14 protein-coding genes are annotated in these 16,437 nt (G+C 66.8%); 12 read left to right on the top strand and 2 right to left on the bottom strand.

What is annotated here, in order from left to right; genetic code table 11:
* The coding region (locus VEG08_11620; GenBank protein ID HXZ28632.1) for an NmrA family NAD(P)-binding protein at positions 1 to 590 on the top strand (590 nt) is incomplete at its 5' end.
* 190 nt (positions 591 to 780) lie between these two features.
* On the opposite strand, the gene VEG08_11615 is transcribed toward VEG08_11620, so the two are convergent.
* Positions 781 to 2,076 (bottom strand): amidohydrolase family protein, encoded by a 1,296-nt coding sequence (locus VEG08_11615; protein ID HXZ28631.1) that lies wholly within the window; start codon positions 2,074 to 2,076, stop codon positions 781 to 783.
* 246 nt (positions 2,077 to 2,322) lie between these two features.
* On the bottom strand, positions 2,323 to 3,468 hold the full coding sequence (locus VEG08_11610) for a potassium channel family protein (protein HXZ28630.1): 1,146 nt from the start codon (positions 3,466 to 3,468) through the stop codon (positions 2,323 to 2,325).
* 135 nt (positions 3,469 to 3,603) lie between these two features.
* Between VEG08_11610 and VEG08_11605 the strand changes: the two genes are divergently transcribed.
* From VEG08_11605 to VEG08_11555, 11 genes are all read left to right on the top strand, one after another.
* The gene (locus VEG08_11605) at positions 3,604 to 3,837 is read left to right on the top strand and encodes a hypothetical protein (protein HXZ28629.1); all 234 of its coding nucleotides are present in this window, start codon (positions 3,604 to 3,606) and stop codon (positions 3,835 to 3,837) included.
* 32 nt (positions 3,838 to 3,869) lie between these two features.
* Complete coding sequence (locus VEG08_11600) at positions 3,870 to 4,598, top strand: M15 family metallopeptidase (GenBank protein ID HXZ28628.1); 729 nt, start codon at positions 3,870 to 3,872, stop codon at positions 4,596 to 4,598.
* 75 nt (positions 4,599 to 4,673) lie between these two features.
* Positions 4,674 to 5,441, top strand: a complete 768-nt coding sequence (locus tag VEG08_11595; protein HXZ28627.1) for an outer membrane protein — start codon at positions 4,674 to 4,676, stop codon at positions 5,439 to 5,441.
* Between the two features lie 124 nt (positions 5,442 to 5,565).
* On the top strand, positions 5,566 to 8,388 hold the full coding sequence (locus VEG08_11590) for a CHAT domain-containing tetratricopeptide repeat protein (protein ID HXZ28626.1): 2,823 nt from the start codon (positions 5,566 to 5,568) through the stop codon (positions 8,386 to 8,388).
* Positions 8,389 to 8,632: 244 nt separating this feature from the next.
* Positions 8,633 to 9,121, top strand: a complete 489-nt coding sequence (locus VEG08_11585; protein HXZ28625.1) for a prepilin-type N-terminal cleavage/methylation domain-containing protein — start codon at positions 8,633 to 8,635, stop codon at positions 9,119 to 9,121.
* A 67-nt stretch (positions 9,122 to 9,188) separates the two neighbouring features.
* Positions 9,189 to 9,542 carry an EthD family reductase gene (locus tag VEG08_11580; GenBank protein ID HXZ28624.1) on the top strand — a complete coding sequence of 118 codons (354 nt, stop codon included), beginning with the start codon at positions 9,189 to 9,191 and terminating at the stop codon, positions 9,540 to 9,542.
* A gap of 390 nt (positions 9,543 to 9,932) precedes the next feature.
* A complete protein-coding gene (locus VEG08_11575) occupies positions 9,933 to 10,172 on the top strand; it encodes a hypothetical protein (protein HXZ28623.1) in 240 nt (79 codons plus the stop codon).
* A gap of 626 nt (positions 10,173 to 10,798) precedes the next feature.
* Positions 10,799 to 11,452, top strand: a complete 654-nt coding sequence (locus tag VEG08_11570; GenBank protein HXZ28622.1) for a serine protease — start codon at positions 10,799 to 10,801, stop codon at positions 11,450 to 11,452.
* An 853-nt stretch (positions 11,453 to 12,305) separates the two neighbouring features.
* A complete protein-coding gene (locus tag VEG08_11565; GenBank protein ID HXZ28621.1) occupies positions 12,306 to 12,848 on the top strand; it encodes a hypothetical protein in 543 nt (180 codons plus the stop codon).
* A 60-nt stretch (positions 12,849 to 12,908) separates the two neighbouring features.
* A complete protein-coding gene (locus tag VEG08_11560) occupies positions 12,909 to 15,914 on the top strand; it encodes a vitamin B12-dependent ribonucleotide reductase (protein ID HXZ28620.1) in 3,006 nt (1,001 codons plus the stop codon).
* Positions 15,915 to 16,085: 171 nt separating this feature from the next.
* Positions 16,086 to 16,325, top strand: coding sequence for a hypothetical protein (locus VEG08_11555; GenBank protein ID HXZ28619.1), 240 nt, complete (start codon positions 16,086 to 16,088; stop codon positions 16,323 to 16,325).
* The last annotated feature ends 112 nt before the right edge of the window (positions 16,326 to 16,437 follow it).

The raw sequence follows: 16,437 nt of genomic DNA, 5'->3' as shown, positions 1-16,437 counted from the left end.
CGCACGCCGTCTGCCTCTCCAGCTTCGGCGCCGACAAGCCCGACAAGACCGGCCCCGTCGCCGGCACGCACTATCTGGAGCAGCGCTTCCAGCGCATCCCCAGCCTCAACGCCCTCTACCTGCGCGCCGGCTACTTCATGGAGAACATGCTGGCGCAGATCGGCGTCATCCGCAGCATGGGCATGATGGCCGGGCCCCTTCACCCCGACCTGAAACTGCCCATGATCGCCACCTGCGACATCGGCCACTACGCCGCCCACGCGCTCCTTCAGCTCGGCTTCTCCGGCCACCAGACCCGCGAATTGCTGGGCCAGCGCGATATCAGCATGAGCGAAGTCGCGCCCATCATCGGCGCCGCCATCGGCAAGCCTGCGCTCTCCTACTCCAAGCTCCCCGACCTGATGCTCAAGCCCGCTCTCACCCAGATGGGCATGTCCTCGGACATGGCCGCGCGTATCCTGGAGCTGGCGGCCGCGCTCAACTCCGGCTACATGCGCGCCCTCGAGCCCCGCTCGCCCGCCAACACCACTCCCACCTCCTTCGAGACCTGGGTGCAGCAGGTCTTCCTGCCGGCGTTCCAGGGAAAGTAGTTAGGAGTTAGTAGTTGGTAGTTAGCGCCTGGGATGGAACATCCCGAGCGAAGCGAGGGAACCCTATCCCGCCCCGCAACCTCAAGAATGTCATCCCGAGTCGCGCAGCGACGAGGGATCTGCAGTTCGATGACCCGATGACCCGATGACCCGATGATCCGATGTCGGGCGACTGGCGATCGGCGACTGGCTACTGCTTCACCACCATCCCGCCCTTCATCACGAACTTCACCTTCTCGAGCGCGCCCACGTCCTCGAGCGGGTTCCCGGGCACGGCCACGATGTCGGCCAGCTTGCCCGGCTCGATCGTCCCCAGGTCTTTCTCCACGCCCAGCAGTTCGGCGGCGCCCGCCGTGGCCGAGCGGATGGCCTGCGCCGGCGTCATCCCGTACTTCACCATCAGCGGGAACTCCATGGCTTCATTGATGTCCCAGGAAAATCCCCCGGCGTCGGTGCCGAAGGCGATCTTCACTCCCGCCTTGACCGCGCGCTGGAAGGTGTCGGCGTGGATGGCCACCATCTGCTTCCACACCGGCGCTCCCGCCGCCGCCCGCCCTTCGGCCACGTACTCGCCCACGTAGAGCGTGGGCACGTACCAGATGCCCTTGGCCACCATGGTCTTCATGTCCTCGGGAGCGATGTACATGCCGTGCTCGATGGAATCCACGCCCGCCTCCACCGCGTTGTGCACGCCGTGCAGCGCGGCCGCGTGCGCCGCCACCTTGTGACGCTCGCGGTGGGCTTCGTCCACGATGGCGCGGAGTTCCTCCGGGGTGAAGGTGGGGACGTCGTCGAGCACGCCGTCGGCGCGCACGAAGTAGCTGCGGTCCACGTACACCTTGACCCAATCGGCGCCGTGCGAGATCTGCTCGCGCACCGCCTTGCGGCACTCTTCCGGGCTGTCGCAGAACTGGACCCCATGCGGCACCTCCACCTGGGGCGCGTAGCCCTGCAGCGGATACGCTCCGGTGACGTCCAGGGCGCGGGTGGCCACCTGCATGCGCGGCCCGGGGATCACCCCGCGCTCGATGGCGCGCTTGATGTCCACGTCGGCGTAGCCTGCGCCCTCAGTTTCGAGGTCGCGCAGGAAGGTGAAGCCGTTCCAGAGGGCCTTGCGCGCCGCCTGCGTCCCCAGGATGGTGCGGTACTCCGGCGACCACTTCAGCAGTTGCTGGTCGTAATCTTCCGCCGTGATGTCGCCCTGCAAGAGCACGTGCGTGTGCGTGTCCATCAGGCCGGGCAGGCAAGTGTCCTGCGACAGGTCGATCACCGGGCCCCCCAGCGCCTCCGGCATGCTGTCCACGACCTCTTGGACCCTGCCCTCCGCTACCACGATGACCGCGCCCGGCCGTGCCGCCAGGTTGGGCCCCGTCAGCACCGTCCCGCACTTCAGGTAGGTGACGCGCCCCGTCGCCGGCGCCCCCTGCGCCGCCGCCCCCGCCGCCAGCGCCAGCATCAGCGCCACAACCGCGATTCGCCCTCTCATGACCGCCTCCTTACAGAATGCGGCCAAGAGTAAATCAGAAAATGAGCGAATGAGTAAATGAGGAAATTGCCCGTGTGGCACAGCCGCCCCCGGGCTGTGCGCCGTCCCGCCTTGCGGGACGCCAGAACCTAGCCCGGCACGTGAGTGCCGGGTTGAGGCGCCCTGTCATGCTGGCCAAGCGCGACCGGCTTCGAGCGCAGCGGGAGGGCAAGGGAGCGCGCCGGCCCGCTCACGCGATGACTCGATCTAGAAGTGGTCTTGGTGCTCGAACTCCACCGCCGCTTGCGCCTCGGGCAGGCTGGCGCTGCTCTTCCAGGCTGTGGTCTGCCAGTTGTCGGCGAGCTTGCCGGTGGGGATCCACGGCGGTACCTCGATGAGCAGGAAGCGGCCCAGGGAGTGGACAAAGGGCTCGTAAAGGCGGCGCAACTCCCGCAGCCGCAGCTCCGCCTCAGGGGTGTGGCTGAGGTGAAGCCCCGCCACGTCCAGGCTCGTCCGCAGCCGCGCCAGCTCGGCCGCCGGCAACCGGTCCGTCTCCGGCTGGCGCGGCTGCCGCACGAAGATCTGGGCCAGGTCCACCACCGCGTGCCGCGCGATCGCGAAGGTCAGCAGGGCCTGCTCCTTCGGGATCCCCTCGATGCCGGCGATGACCAGCGCCGAGGTGTCGAGCACCGCGGTGAGCGCCGCCAGCCACGACTGGTTGCTGTGCTGCGAGCGGAAGTAGCACAGCACCGCGTAAGAGAGGTGGCTCTCCATCAGGTCCGCTCCCCAGCGCTCCCAGTCGGCGAGCAGGTGCTGCAGCGCCTCCCGGCCGCCGTCGCGGCCGTGCCGCCGCAGCAACTCGCCCGCGGTGGGCGGCGAACCCGCCCGCGCGTCGAGCAGCGAGATGCTGACCTCGCGCCGCGAGAACGCCTGGTACACCACCGGCAGGTAGCCGATCACCACCGCCAGGAAGCCGAAGCCCACCCCGCCCTCGCTGGCCACCAGCGCCCGCGCCACCGCCGTCCGCGGCACCACGTCTCCCAGCCCGATGGTGAAGAAGCTGGTGCCGCTCAGGTAGAGATCGGTCCAGAAGCTGGTGCTGGCGCCTTCGGGCGCGCTGATCTGCGATCCCGCCGCGTACTGCAGCAGTCCGAAGCCGGTGATCAGGCCCAGGGCCCACACCCCCAGCAGCACGATCAGCGAGAGCGGCCCGAAGTACGCCAGGAACAACTCCCGCTGCTTGCGCGGGCAGCGGCCCGCCAGCTTGCTCCACGGCCACCAGGTGGCGAGGTAGAAGAGCCGCGTCAGGCGGAAGTGCCGCGTCACCCGCCGCGGCAGCACGATGGTCTCGAAGGCGTCGCGCAGGATCCCGCCCAGCAGCAGCGCCCCCACGATGCCGGCCAGGACTCGCATGGCTAGAGCATTGTAGATGGCCTGCGCGGCCAACGGTCGCAAATGCTGCGTCGGACGTCTGGGGTCCTACCATCGCCCGGTGACGCTCGTCACAGCGCGCGGCCGGCCATCTGCGCCACAATCTCGTCTCACGACATGGCAACCAGCTTCCACGTTTCCGTGACCTGTCCCAACCAGGCCTGCCAGTGTCCCATCCCCTTGGGCTGCCTGGAGAAGGACGGATGCAGCCGCGCTCCCGCCGACTGGGACCACCACGAGCTGGTCTGCCAGCGCTGCGGCACCCGCTTCCAGTTGGTCGCCGAGAACGTTTCCCTGTGGCCCGTGATCAGCAACCCCGACGCCCCGCGCAACCCAACTCCTAACTCCTAACTCCTGACTCCTGCCCCCTGTATACTCGCCGCATGTTCCGCCGCGCGCTGCTCGCGCTCTCCTTAGGTGTCGCCCTCGCCGCGGCCCAGCAGCCCGCGCCCCAACCGCAGTTCTTCCACATCACGCCCGTCCGCCCGGTGGCCGAACTGCGGGCGGAAGCCCTCAAGGCGCAGCCGCCGGTGGAGCAGGGAAGCTCCCGCTCCCCCGAGCTGGTCGAGCTGGTCGCCCTCGACCCCACCATCCACCTCGATATCCGCTATGCCAGCGCGCGCAACTTCCTGGGCACGCCCGTCTACGAGCAGGCGCGCGCCTTCCTCCAGCGCCCCGCCGCCGAGGCCCTGGTGCGCGCCAACCGGAAGCTGCGCGCCCAGGGCTATGGCCTGCTCATCCACGACGCCTACCGTCCCTGGTACGTCACCAAGATCTTCTGGGACGCCACCCCGCCCGACAAGCACGAGTTCGTCGCCGACCCCCGCGAAGGCTCGCGCCACAACCGCGGCTGCGCCGTCGACCTCACCCTCTACGACCTGAAGACCGGCCAGGCGGTCGCGATGCCCAGCCTCTACGACGAGATGACCCCGCGCGCCTACTCCGACTACCAGGGCGGCACCGCCGAAGAGAACGCCCACCGCGCCCTGCTCAAGCAGGCCCTGGAGGCCGAAGGCTTCACCCAGCTCCCCAACGAGTGGTGGCACTTCGACTACAAGGACTGGAAGCTCTACCCCATCCTCAACCTGCCCTTCGACCGCATCCCCAGGTAGCGGCGTATATCCCTCGGACGAGGCAGCCCAAATGTGGTATAAACCACGGCTGCTCCTACTTTCTTGGAGGACAAGGTGAATCGGAACAAGGTGATCCTGCTTCTGCTCATTCTCACGTTGGCTGTCTGCAGCGCCTCGGCCCAAACCGATTGGAAGGGCTTCTACCTGGGTGGCAACGCGGGCGGCAATCTGAGCCGTACCGACGCCACCACCACTACCGTCTTCAGTCCCACCGGCTACTTCGCGAGCTCCAGCGTGCCCGCCATCGCGGCCCTGAGCCCGCAGCGTCCCGACTCCAACGGCTTCGTGGGCGGCGGCCAGGCAGGCTACAACTTCCAGAGTGGCGCCCTGGTCTTCGGCCTGGAAGCCGACATCGGCGCCATGACCGGCAGCGACACTCGCACCGCCACCGGCGTCTATCCCTGCTGCGCGCCCACCAACTTCACGCTGGCACAGCGCATGGAGCACCAGTGGCTGTTCACCGTCCGCCCCCGCGTCGGCGCCACCTTCGGCCGCGCCCTCTTTTATGTCACCGGCGGCCTGGCGGTCACCAACCTCAACTACCGTGCCACCTTCACCGACACCTTCGCCACCGCCCTCGAGACCGGGCGCATCGACGAGACCAAGGCCGGATGGACCGCGGGCGGCGGCCTCGAGTACCAGGTGCGCCAGCACTGGTCGGTGAAGGGCGAGTACCTCTACGCCGACTTCGGCGATGAGACCGTCACCAGCACCAATCTGACCGCCTTCACGCCGCCCATCGCCTTCCCCACGAACGTCTTCACTCACACCGCCGATCTGCGCAGCCACATCTTCCGCTTCGGCTTCAACTACCGCTTCTGACGGTTCGCTGACCACCGCGGCCGGCGCCTCTGTGCCGGCCGTTTCTTCTCTTCTTCCTTGCGGTTTCGCCCAGCCCTTGGTGTGCCTGTGGTGAGGTCTTCCCGCTCCTTGCTAGAATCCTCGCGTGCCCTCTCACCGCCTGTCGCTGCTCCTGGTTGTGCTGCTGGCGCTGCCGCTCTGCGCTCAGCAGCCCGCCGCGCAGAAAGCCTCCTGGGAGCAGCTCAGCGACCAGGTCAAGGCGCTCTACGCCGCCGGCCGCTACGAAGAAGCAGTCCCGCTGGCCCAGCAGGCGCTGCAGGCAGCGGAGAGCCAGTTCGGCTCCGACGGTCCCGAGGCCGGCACCTGCGTCAACAACCTGGCGCTGCTCTACAAGGAGTTGGGGCGCTATGACCAGGCCGAGCCCCTCTTCCTGCGCGCCCTGCGCATCGCCGAAGAAAGCGCCGGGCCCGACGCTCCCCTCACCGCCATCGCCCTCAGCAACCTCGCCGGCCTCTACAGCGAGCAGGGGCGCTACGCCGAGGCCGAGCCCCTGCTGCGCCGCGCCCTGCGCATCAAGGAGGAAGCCCTCGGCCCCGAGGACCCCAGCGTCGCCCTCTCCCTCAACAACCTGGCCGAACTCCTGCGCGAGCAGGGCCGCTACGCCGAAGCCGAGCCCCTCTATCGCCGCGCTCTTGTCATCAAGGAGAAGACCCTGGGCCCCGACGCTCCCGGCCTGGCCACCTCGCTCAACAACCTGGCCGCCATGCTCTCCTCGGAGGGCCGCGGCGAAGAGGCCGAGCCCCTCTACCTGCGCGCCCTGCGCATCGATGAGAAGGCGCTGGGGCCCGAGCACCCCCACGTGGCCAGCGACCTCAACAATCTTGCCCTGCTCTACTCCGAGCAACGGCGCTACGCCGAGGCCGAGCCCCTGGCCCGCCGCTCCCTCGCCATCGTGGAGAAGGTCTACGGTCCCAACCATCCCTACGTGGCCATGGCCTTGAACAACCTGGGCCTGCTCTACTCCGCGCTGGACCGCGACGCCGAGGCCCAGCCCTTCTACGAGCGCGCCCTCGCCATCGACGAGAAGGCGCTGGGCCCCGACCATCCCCGCCTGGCCACCGACCTCGGCAACCTCGCCGCTCTCTACTTCGGGCGCCAGCAGCCCCAGGCCGCCCAGCCCCTCTTCGCCCGCTTCCTCGATACCCTCTTCCGCCGCTTCCAGTACAACTTCACCTACATGGGCGAGAAGGAGCGGCTGCAGTTCCTGCAGACGGTGGCGGTGAACTTTCCTGCCTACTTCAGCTTCTGCACCCTCTACGCCGGGAAGATGCCGGAGCTGCGCGCCAGCTTCTACGACACCCTGCTTTGGGAGAAGGGCTTCATCGGCCAGAGCATCGCCGCGCTGCGCGCGCGCATCGCCGCCGGCGGCGACCGCGAGGCCCTGGCCCAGCTCGACCAGCTCACCGTCCTCAAGCAGCAGTTGGCGGCGCTGCTCAACCAGCCCGGGCCCGACCGCGCCGCCTGGGAGAAGCAGGTCGCCGCCCTGCAGGCCCAGGCCGACCAGCTCGAGCAACTGCTGGTGCGCCGCTCCTCCGCCTGGCAGCAGGACAAGCGGCTGGAGCGGGTCACCTGGCGCGACGTGCAGCAGGCTCTCCGCCCCGGCGAGGCCGCCGTCGAGCTGGTGCGCTTCGATCTCTACGACGGCCGCCACTGGACCGGCGGCTCCCGCTACGTCGCCCTCATCGTCACTCCCGAGACCCGCGACGCTCCCCAGCTCATCGTCGTCGGCGACGCCGCCCGCCTGGAGGGCGCCCCCCTCCTCCAGTTCCAGCAGGACGTCGAGCAGCGCGGCATGGAGACGGTGCCCGGGCCCGCTCCCGTGGTCGCCCCCGGCGCCCAGGCCTACGACCTCTTCTGGAAGCCGCTGGCCGCCGCCCTCGCCGGCCGCTCTCGCGTCTATCTTTCTCCCGACGGCGTGTACAACCAGTTGCCCCTGGGTCTGCTGCCCACTCCCGCCGGCAAGCTGCTGATGCAGCAGGTGGACCTGCGCCTGCTCTCCAGCACCAAGGATCTACTGCGCCCGGCCTCCCCTCCCGCCGCCGAGCAGGCTGTGCTGGTCGGCGATCCCCAGTTCTCTTTGACCGCGGAGCAGCAGCGCGCCGCCCTCGCCCGCCTCGAGAGGTCCGGGGAAAAACCGCCGCCCGGGCTGCTGGCCGCGCTGGCGCGCGACCAGGGCCCCACCCGCTCCCGCGACCTGCAGGCGCGGGGCGGCTGCCAACCGCCGCCGCCCCAGGGCGGCGTGCTCTGTCCGCTGCCCGGCACCGGCGCCGAGGTGCAGTCGGTGGCCGCCCTGCTCGCCGAGCAGCACTGGCAGGTCGCGGTCTATCGCGGCGCCGAGGCCCTGGAGGAGGCGGTCAAGGCCGTGCATCATCCCCGCCTGCTGCACCTGGCCACTCACGGTTTCTTCCTCTCCGACCAGCAGGTCCAGCAGAAGGGAAGCGGCCTGGGCTTCCAGGCGCCCAGCAGCCTGGAGGACCCCATGCTGCGCTCCGGGCTGCTGTTTGCCGGCGCCGACCGCGCTTACCGCCATGATCCCGCCGTCCCCGGCCTCGACGACGGCGTGCTCACCGCCTCCGAGGCCTCCACCCTCGACCTGCAGGGCACCGAACTGGTGGTGCTCTCCGCCTGCGAGACCGGGCTGGGCCAGGTCGAGGCCGGCGAAGGTGTCTTCGGACTGCGCCGCGCCCTGCAGATCGCCGGCGCCCAGTCCGTCCTCATGACCCTGTGGTCCGTCCCCGACCGCGAGACCCAGGAACTGATGACCCGCTTCTACCGCCATTGGCTCGCCGGCGCCGAGAAGCACCGCGCCCTGGAGCAGGCGCAGATGGAAGAGCGCGAGGTCGTCCGCCAACGCTATGGCCGCGACCTTCCTTATTACTGGGGCGCCTTTGTGCTGGTGGGGAAGTAGCGCCGGCGTCTGCAGGTTTTTGTCAGCAAAGGCGTCTCTCTAGGGTCATCTTGCTGTTCCCAGACACTCCCCGGCCGGCTTGCGGCAAAAACCTAATCGACTGAAAACAGAGCCCCTACGCCTTCCGCCCTCTCCTCCTACTTTTTGGTAGGCCGCGTGCTATCTTCTTCATATAATGTGCGCCGCTTGGGGTACCTGTGCGCGCGCCCGCGGGGCGGGATTGGGCCGGGGAATGGAGGGAACCGTGAAGAAACAGAAGGGCTTCTCCCTGATCGAGCTGCTGATCGTGGTGGCCATCATCCTGATCATCGCCGCCATCGCCATTCCCAACCTGCTGCGCTCGCGCATCGCCGCCAACGAAGCCTCGGCGGTGGGCTCCATCCGCACCATCAACACCGCCGAAGTCACCTACTCCTCCACCTACGGCACCGGCTTCGCTCCGCTCACCAATCTGGGCGGTCCCGACCCCTGCCCCAACCCGCCCACGCCCGCCAGCGCCTGCCTGGTCGACGAGACCCTCTCCATCACCCGGCGCAAGAGCGGCTACCGCTTCCGTACCGCCACGCCGGGCGCCCTGGGCACCACCGCCGCTCCTAACGTCCTCTACAGCGTGACCGCCAACCCGCTCACCGTCGGTCAGACCGGGGTGCGGTTCTTCTTCTCCGACGAGTCGGGGGTGATCCGCTTCAACGCCACCGCCGCCGCCACCTCCGTGGACGCGCCGCTGCAGTAGGCGCGCAGCGACGGCTGGCGCCGCCCAGCCGCCACGGCCAGGCGCGTGCCCCCTATATACTGGGCCGATGATCCGTCTCACCGTGATGTACCCGGCGACGCCCGGCTCCAGCTTTGACTGGAGTCACTACCTCGGACCCCACCTCGCGCTGGCGCGCCAGTTGCTATCCCCCTTTGGTCTGCTGCGCATCGAGATCGATCGCGGGGTGGCCGGGTTTCCGCCGGGGACGCCTCTCCATTTCCATGCTATCGGCCACCTGTTCTTTTCCTCCGCCGGCGAACTGGAGCGCGCCATGGCCGCGACCGCTCCTCAACTCCTCGCCGACCAGCGCAAGTACTTCAGCGGAGAGAGCGTCGTCCAGGTCAACGAAGTGGTTGGGACCCAGGCGCCGGCTGAGAGACGCGGAGGCGCGAGCGACTAGAGTGCCGGTTACTGAGTACCGAGTACTGAGTACTGAGTACTGAGTACCGAGTACTGCTCTTGCTTTGTCATCCTGAGCGAGCGCCGAGAGTGCCGAGTACTGAGTACCGAGTACTGCTCTTGCTTTGTCATCCTGAGCGAGCGCCGCCTTGCGGCTTTGCCGCAAGGCGGCGCGAGTCGAAGGACCCCTATCCGCCACCCCGCCCTCCAGGATTGTCATCCCGAGAAGCGCAGCGACGAGGGATCTGCTGTGGCTTTTCAAATCACCCGATCACCCGATCACCCTCGTTCCCGATCCCAAACAGCACGCCCTATCTCCTCTTGCCTTCCGCCCCGTCCAGGCGCACAATTCCTTTTTCCCGGCCCTTATTTCACCGCGCAGGAGGTTCTCATGCGCCGCTTTGCCTGGGCCCTGCTCTTCGCGCTGGCGCTCACCTCCGCGCCCGCGCTGCCCCCGGCGCAGACCTCTCCTCCGCCCACCACCCAGAGCCAGGGCAATCCCAACGTCAAGGTGTGGGTCAACACCAAGACCGGGGTGTACCACTGTCCCGGCAAGCAGGGCCAGTTCATGTCCCAGAAGGAAGCCCAAGCCCACGGCTACCGCGCGGCGTACGGAAAGGTGTGCCAATGAAGGTGCGCCTTGTGAGGTAAGCCAGAATGCAGGCTCAGAATCCAAACGCGATCATAGGCGACATAGATGCGCACATACAGAAATCGGGAGTCACAAACCCAAACTGGTATGTTGGCGTCACCTCCGACATTGAAGCACGCCTCTTTGGAGACCGCCGAGTTCCGCGGGAGAATTACTGCTGGATTTGCCGTCGTGCGACAAGCTCCGACCAAGCTCGTGCGGTTGAGGACGCCTATCGCAGGGCGGGATGCAAGGGATCGGGCGGAGGTGGTGACGACACGGCCTTCTACGTGTATGCATACGTAATTACTTCCCAAACGGCGGAGTAGCTACGAACTGCACTCATCAAACTTTATGCAAGACTCCAATGGCTCGACGTTCTATGGTCAGCGGCTGATTCTGTTGCGACATTCCCAACGATAGGTGACAGCATGAAAGTCGTTCCGTGGCTCGCAATTCTCACGATTGGAGTACCGCTCGCAATCGCGCAACAAGATCTTGGAAACAGCAAACTACCCGTCGCAACCCAGTGGACGCTGGACGCTGCTGGTCCCACTCAGAGGTCCGCTATTAGATCCGTCGTATTGCTCTATTGTCCCCTAACCAATAAGAAGGGTACGGGCTTTGTGCTCAAGAACGGCTTGATTGTCACTAACAACCACGTCGTGGAAGGCTGCACCGTGGAACGACTTCAAGGCGTCACTTCGGGAGGGGAAGCGGTTGTGTTTCGGAAGATGGCGACTGATCCAGATGTAGACCTGGCCGCGTTGCGCCCGACCGAAGCATTGAAGGGCGGACTGGAACTCGCAGACGCTAAAGACCCCGACTTGGGCATGGCCGTCTCAACCTGGGGTTATCCGCTCATTTACAACGGACCGGCGCCTCTGCTCAGTGTAGGGTATGTGGCCGGCTTCAGCGAGGACGTCTCCAACGGCAAACGTGTCAAGCACCTGGTCATTAATGGCGCCTTCAATCCGGGCAATTCTGGAGGCCCATTGTTCAAAGCGAATGATAATAAGGTCATAGGAGTTGTGGTAGCCAAGTTTCACCTGTACCCGCCAATCGTACGGAATGCTATCGAGGCACTGGCCCGCAACAAAACGGGTGTCGTCTATACGGCGACTGACCCTCAGGGAAACCAGAAAAGCTTTGCGGAATCTGAGATTGTGGCTATGGTGCTTGATCAGTATTACACCTTCACTCAGGTCATGATTGGCGAAGCGATATCGGTCTCGGAGGTCCGCGCATTCCTCAAGGCGCACGAAATGGAGTTGCGTTAGCGCGCCGTTACTAGCCGGGCCTTTCCTCTGTGTCCTCTGTGGTTGAATTCCGTGGGGTGAACTGCACCAAACTTCGGCATTGACCCGGCCCCTGCGCCCGCGTACTCTCCCTGCACTGCAGTACCCAGCCAAGAACCACACCAGCCCAAAAAACCAGTGCGGAGTACTCGGTACTCAGTACTCAGAGAACTTGCGCCCCGAAGGGGCGATTGAGAATAGCCCGGCACGCGGTAGTCCAGGGCTTTAGCCCTGGATTGGGCTTCAGCCCAATGCCGGGTTGGCGGCCGGGAACGATCCCGCGCCGACCGGCCGCGCTCCCGCAACGCGGGAGAGCGGGCAATGGGAGGCGCGGCGCGCGGGCGCAGGAAACGGGTGGGGCCGAGGGCCGTTCTTAGCCCGCCCTGAGCGGGAGCGAAGGGACCGAAAGCCGAGGACCGAGGGCCAACGACCAACGACCGCCCTGTGGAAATCAAGAAATGAATAAATCAATAAATCAACAATTCGGCTCCCCGCCGGCTCCGCCGGCGGAGATCCGCTTCCACCGCGGCTTTCCGCCCACCCGCCCCGTATCCTTCCAATCAACAAGTGGGATACAATATATAGAGGTAGTTACTTGACAGCCCCAATAGAGAGGAGTACTGTGCCGTTCCACGAGCTGTTCTGCGGCGGTTGAGGTGACCGTCGCCGGGCCCTTGAGATCGGGGAGCTTTGCGGTGGCCTCCGCCGGACTTGCCGCCCGCCGGGGACAACAGCCTGTTTGACAACCTTGGACCCCTTTGGTTCCAGCCGCCCTTGTGAGGGCGGACTTTTCCTTATTGCCTCCGGCTCCCCGGCCGTGGGCAGAAAGGGACCCATGACGATGGAAGCGACACCCCGGTACGTTCCCGGCCCCGCCACCGAGATGGCCGCCGCGGTCGAGGCGCGCCTGACCTGGTCGCGCTGGACGCGTTGCGACTCCAGCACCAGCCTGGCCCTGGCGCCCCACCAGCCCGGCCTCTTCGCCTTGGCAGAAGAGGTGGTGCCGGTGGGCGAGGAGGGCACGCGCCGGCTGCTGGCGGTCTTCGAGATCGGGCGCGCCGACGACCTGGCCCAGGCGCTGGGCCGGCTGTTCACGGCCGCCAGCCCCTGGCGTGAGCATCTGGCCGCGGGGCGCTGCTTCCTGCGCTATGCGGTGGTGGCCAACCTGGCCGAGCGCGACGCCGCCCACGCCGCGCTGCTGGCCTGGCTGGCGCAGGCCGCCGAGCTGCCTGCGGCGCGCTCCGCGCCGCAGAACGAAGCCGAGGCCGGGCACGCCGCCGTCGCCCCGGCCGACCTGCCGGCCCCGCGCGCGGCCGCGCCCGCGGCTCCGGCCTCCACCGCGGTGGGGCCTCCGGCGGCGCTGCCCGCGGGCTTTTGAGGAGCGCGCTGCATAACCCGAATTCGTCGCCGCACGATAGAGATTTGAAGGAGAATGGAAATGGCCGACGTTGCGAAGATCCCCGGTATCCAGATGAATCCCGAGACCAAGAGCCAGAGCGCGCCTCCCGCGCCCTCCAGAATGAAGCCGGCCGCCCCCGGCTTGAGCTTCCGCCGCCTCTTCACCAAGCCCGGCGTCTCCCCTTATGACGAGGTGGAGTGGGAGCGGCGCCTCGCCCAGATCACCGACGCCGAGGGCAACGTCATCTTCGAGCAGAAGGAGGTGGAGGTCCCCAAGGACTGGTCCATGACCGCCACCAACATCGTGGCCTCCAAGTACCTGCACGGGCGGCTGGGGACGGCGGAGCGGGAGAGCGGGGCGCGCCAGCTCATCGCGCGCGTCGCCGAGACCATCCGCGACTGGGGCGTGGCCGGAGGCTACTTCCACTCGGCCGAGGACGCAGCCACCTTCCACGACGAACTGGTCTTTCTGCTGGTGCACCAGTACGCCGCCTTCAATTCGCCGGTGTGGTTCAACGTGGGCTGCGACCGCATCGAGCCCCAGGCCGACGCCCAGAACTGGCACTGGAACTTCGAGTCGGGGCGGGTGGAGTTCGGGGTCACCGGCTACAAGCGCCCGCAGTGCTCCGCCTGCTTCATCAACTCGGTGCACGATTCGCTGGACTCCATCCTCACCCTGGCCAAGACCGAGGGCATGCTCTTCAAGTGGGGCTCGGGGACGGGGACGAACCTGTCGCCGCTGCGGTCGTCGACCGAAGGCCTGTCGGGCGGCGGCACCGCGAGCGGCCCGCTCAGCTTCATGAAGGGCTTCGACGCCTTCGCCGGCGTGATCAAGAGCGGCGGCAAGACCCGCCGCGCCGCCAAGATGGTGATCCTCAACATCGACCACCCCGACATCGTGGACTTCATCGAGTGCAAGGCCAAGGAGGAAGCCAAGGCTTGGACGCTGGTGCAGCAGGGCTACGACGGGAGCGGCCCGGATTCCGAGGCCTACAGCTCCATCTTCTTCCAGAACGCCAACAACTCGGTGCGCGTGACCGACGAGTTCATGTACGCGGTGGAGCGCGACGCCGATTTCTCCACCCGCGCCATCAAGGACGGCCGCATCATCAAGACCTACAAGGCCCGCGACCTCATGCGCAAGATCGCCGAAGCCACCTGGCAGTGCGGCGATCCCGGCATGCAGTTCGACTCCACCATCAACCGCTGGCACACCTCCAAGAATTCTTCCCGGATCAATGCCAGCAATCCCTGCAGTGAATACATGTTCATAGATGATTCGGCGTGCAACCTGGCGTCGCTGAACCTAATGAAGTTCGCGCCCAACGGCAGCTTCGATGTCGAGGCCTACCGGCACGCGGTGGACGTAGTCATCACGGCGCAGGAGATTCTGGTCGACAACGCCGGCTATCCCACCCAGTCCATCAACCAGAACTCGCACGACTACCGGCCACTGGGCCTGGGCTACGCCAACCTGGGCGCGCTGCTGATGGCCGCCGGCCTGCCCTACGACTCCGCCGCCGGCCGCGACTACGCCGCCTGCGTGACCGCCATCATGTGCGGCCAGGCGTATCTGCAGTCCTCGCGCGTGGCCGAACTCTGCCCGCCGCTCGCGCCCTGCACCGACACGGTCGAGACCCGCCTGGGCGTCACCGCGGCCGAGCAGATGCCGGGCTCCGCCTGCCCCGGCTTCTACATCAACCGCGAGCCTTTCCTGGACGTGGTGCGCATGCACCGCGCCTCGGTCAACAACATCCAGCGCGCCAACGTGCCGGCCGCGCTCTACGACGGCTCCCGCGCCTGCTGGGACGAGGCCCTGGCCCACGGCGAGAAGCACGGCTACCGCAACTCCCAGGTCACCGTGCTGGCTCCCACCGGCACCATCGGCTTCATGATGGACTGCGACACCACCGGGGTCGAGCCCGACCTGGCCCTGGTGAAGTACAAGAAGCTGGTGGGCGGCGGTATGATCAAGATCGTGAACCAGACCGTGCCCGCGGCCCTGTTCAAGCTGGGCTACGACCACGACCAGGTCAACGCCATCGTCAGCTACATCGACGCCACCGGCACCATCGAGGGCGCTCCTCACATCAAGGACGAAGACCTGCCCGTCTTCGATTGCTCCTTCAAGCCGGCCAAGGGCACGCGCTCCATCGCCGCCATGGGCCACGTGCGCATGATGGCGGCGGTCCAGCCCTTCATCTCCGGCGCCATCTCCAAGACCGTGAACCTGCCCGAGGCCGCCACCGTCGAGGAGATCATGGAAGCCTACCAGCAGTCCTGGAAGCTGGGACTGAAGGCGGTGGCCATCTACCGCGACGGCTGCAAGAAGGCGCAGCCACTCTCCGCCGCCGGCACCGCCACCGCGCTCTCCACCAAGGGCGGCGCGGCCGTCGCTCCCGAAGTGCAGGACGACACCAACGCTCCGCCGCGCGCCGTCCGCCACAAGCTGCCCGACGAGCGCTTCTCCATCACCCACAAGTTCAACGTGGGCGGACACGAGGGCTACCTCACCGTGGGCTGCTATCCCGACGGAAGCCCGGGCGAGATCTTCATCACCATGGCCAAGGAAGGCTCGACGGTCAGCGGGCTGATGGACAGCTTCGCCTGCGCGGCCTCGATCGCGCTGCAGCACGGCGTGCCGCTGAAGCTGCTGTGCGAGAAGTTCGCGCACACCCGTTTCGAGCCCTCGGGCTGGAGCTCCAACCCCGACATCGGCTACGCCAAGTCCATCATGGACTACATCTTCCGCTGGCTCTCGCTGCGCTTCTTGACCGGCCAGCAGCAGATGCTCTTCGAGGGCCTGCGTCCCAAGACCGCGTTGCCGGCTCCCGCGGAAGAGAACGGTAGCGCGGCTCCTTCGGCGCCTTCGCCGACGACCGACGACCGAAGGCCGACGACCTCCAAGTATCACGCCTCCGACGCGCTGAAGGACCTGGTGGACATGGGCGACGCGCCCTCCTGCCACGTCTGCGGCGCCATCATGACGCGGAACGGCTCGTGCTATCGCTGCATGTCCTGCGGCTCGACCAGCGGGTGCTCGTAGAGCAGTGGATAGTGAATAGTGGATGGTGGATAGTCTCGGAGGTGAAGAGGCAAGTCTGGGAGCTAGCGGCTAGGGTTTGTGGGTTTTCTATCCACTATCCACAATCCACTATCCACTTGCCTCCAGGGGTCCGCTGTGAGCAGTCAACCAGCTGTTTCCAGGAGGACTTCCATGGCGTGTGACGTACTGCACAACCTGCAGGAGAGCCTGGTGGTGGCGGTGGAGGAGCAACTGGAGCAGATCCGGCGGACGCGGCAGGCCTTCGACCAGGGCCCCGAGCCCTGGCAGCGCGAGCTGGGACGGCTGGAGACGGCCGAGCGCAAGGTGGTGGACCTGTGGTCGGCGTTCCTCGACCACCGCGAGCAGCACGGCTGCGAACTGGCGTCCCGCTGGTTAGGATACACAGCTTAACCGCCGAGAACGCAGAGACCGCCGAGGGATTGTGTAGGGGCGGATCTTCGATCCGCCCAGGCGCCGGAACGGCGCAGGTTTTTGGTTGTAACTGAGTACCGAGTACTGAGTA

The sequence above is a fragment of the Terriglobales bacterium genome (genome assembly GCA_035624475.1).
In the GTDB taxonomy this organism is placed as follows: domain Bacteria; phylum Acidobacteriota; class Terriglobia; order Terriglobales; family Acidobacteriaceae; genus DASPRL01.
The sequence above is the reverse complement of the archived record's forward strand: the minus strand, read 5'-3'. Positions and strand labels throughout refer to the sequence as shown.

Excerpts from the sequence above, each read along its gene's own strand:
- VEG08_11615 (HXZ28631.1), bottom strand. The coding sequence starts at position 2,076 with ATGAGAGGGCGAATCGCGGTTGTGGCGCTGATGCTGGCGCTGGCGGCG.
- VEG08_11610 (HXZ28630.1), bottom strand. The coding sequence starts at position 3,468 with ATGCGAGTCCTGGCCGGCATCGTGGGGGCGCTGCTGCTGGGCGGGATC.
- VEG08_11605 (HXZ28629.1), top strand. The coding sequence starts at position 3,604 with ATGGCAACCAGCTTCCACGTTTCCGTGACCTGTCCCAACCAGGCCTGC.
- VEG08_11600 (HXZ28628.1), top strand. The coding sequence starts at position 3,870 with ATGTTCCGCCGCGCGCTGCTCGCGCTCTCCTTAGGTGTCGCCCTCGCC.
- VEG08_11580 (HXZ28624.1), top strand. The coding sequence starts at position 9,189 with ATGATCCGTCTCACCGTGATGTACCCGGCGACGCCCGGCTCCAGCTTT.
- VEG08_11575 (HXZ28623.1), top strand. The coding sequence starts at position 9,933 with ATGCGCCGCTTTGCCTGGGCCCTGCTCTTCGCGCTGGCGCTCACCTCC.
- VEG08_11565 (HXZ28621.1), top strand. The coding sequence starts at position 12,306 with ATGACGATGGAAGCGACACCCCGGTACGTTCCCGGCCCCGCCACCGAG.
- VEG08_11560 (HXZ28620.1), top strand. The coding sequence starts at position 12,909 with ATGGCCGACGTTGCGAAGATCCCCGGTATCCAGATGAATCCCGAGACC.
- VEG08_11555 (HXZ28619.1), top strand. The coding sequence starts at position 16,086 with ATGGCGTGTGACGTACTGCACAACCTGCAGGAGAGCCTGGTGGTGGCG.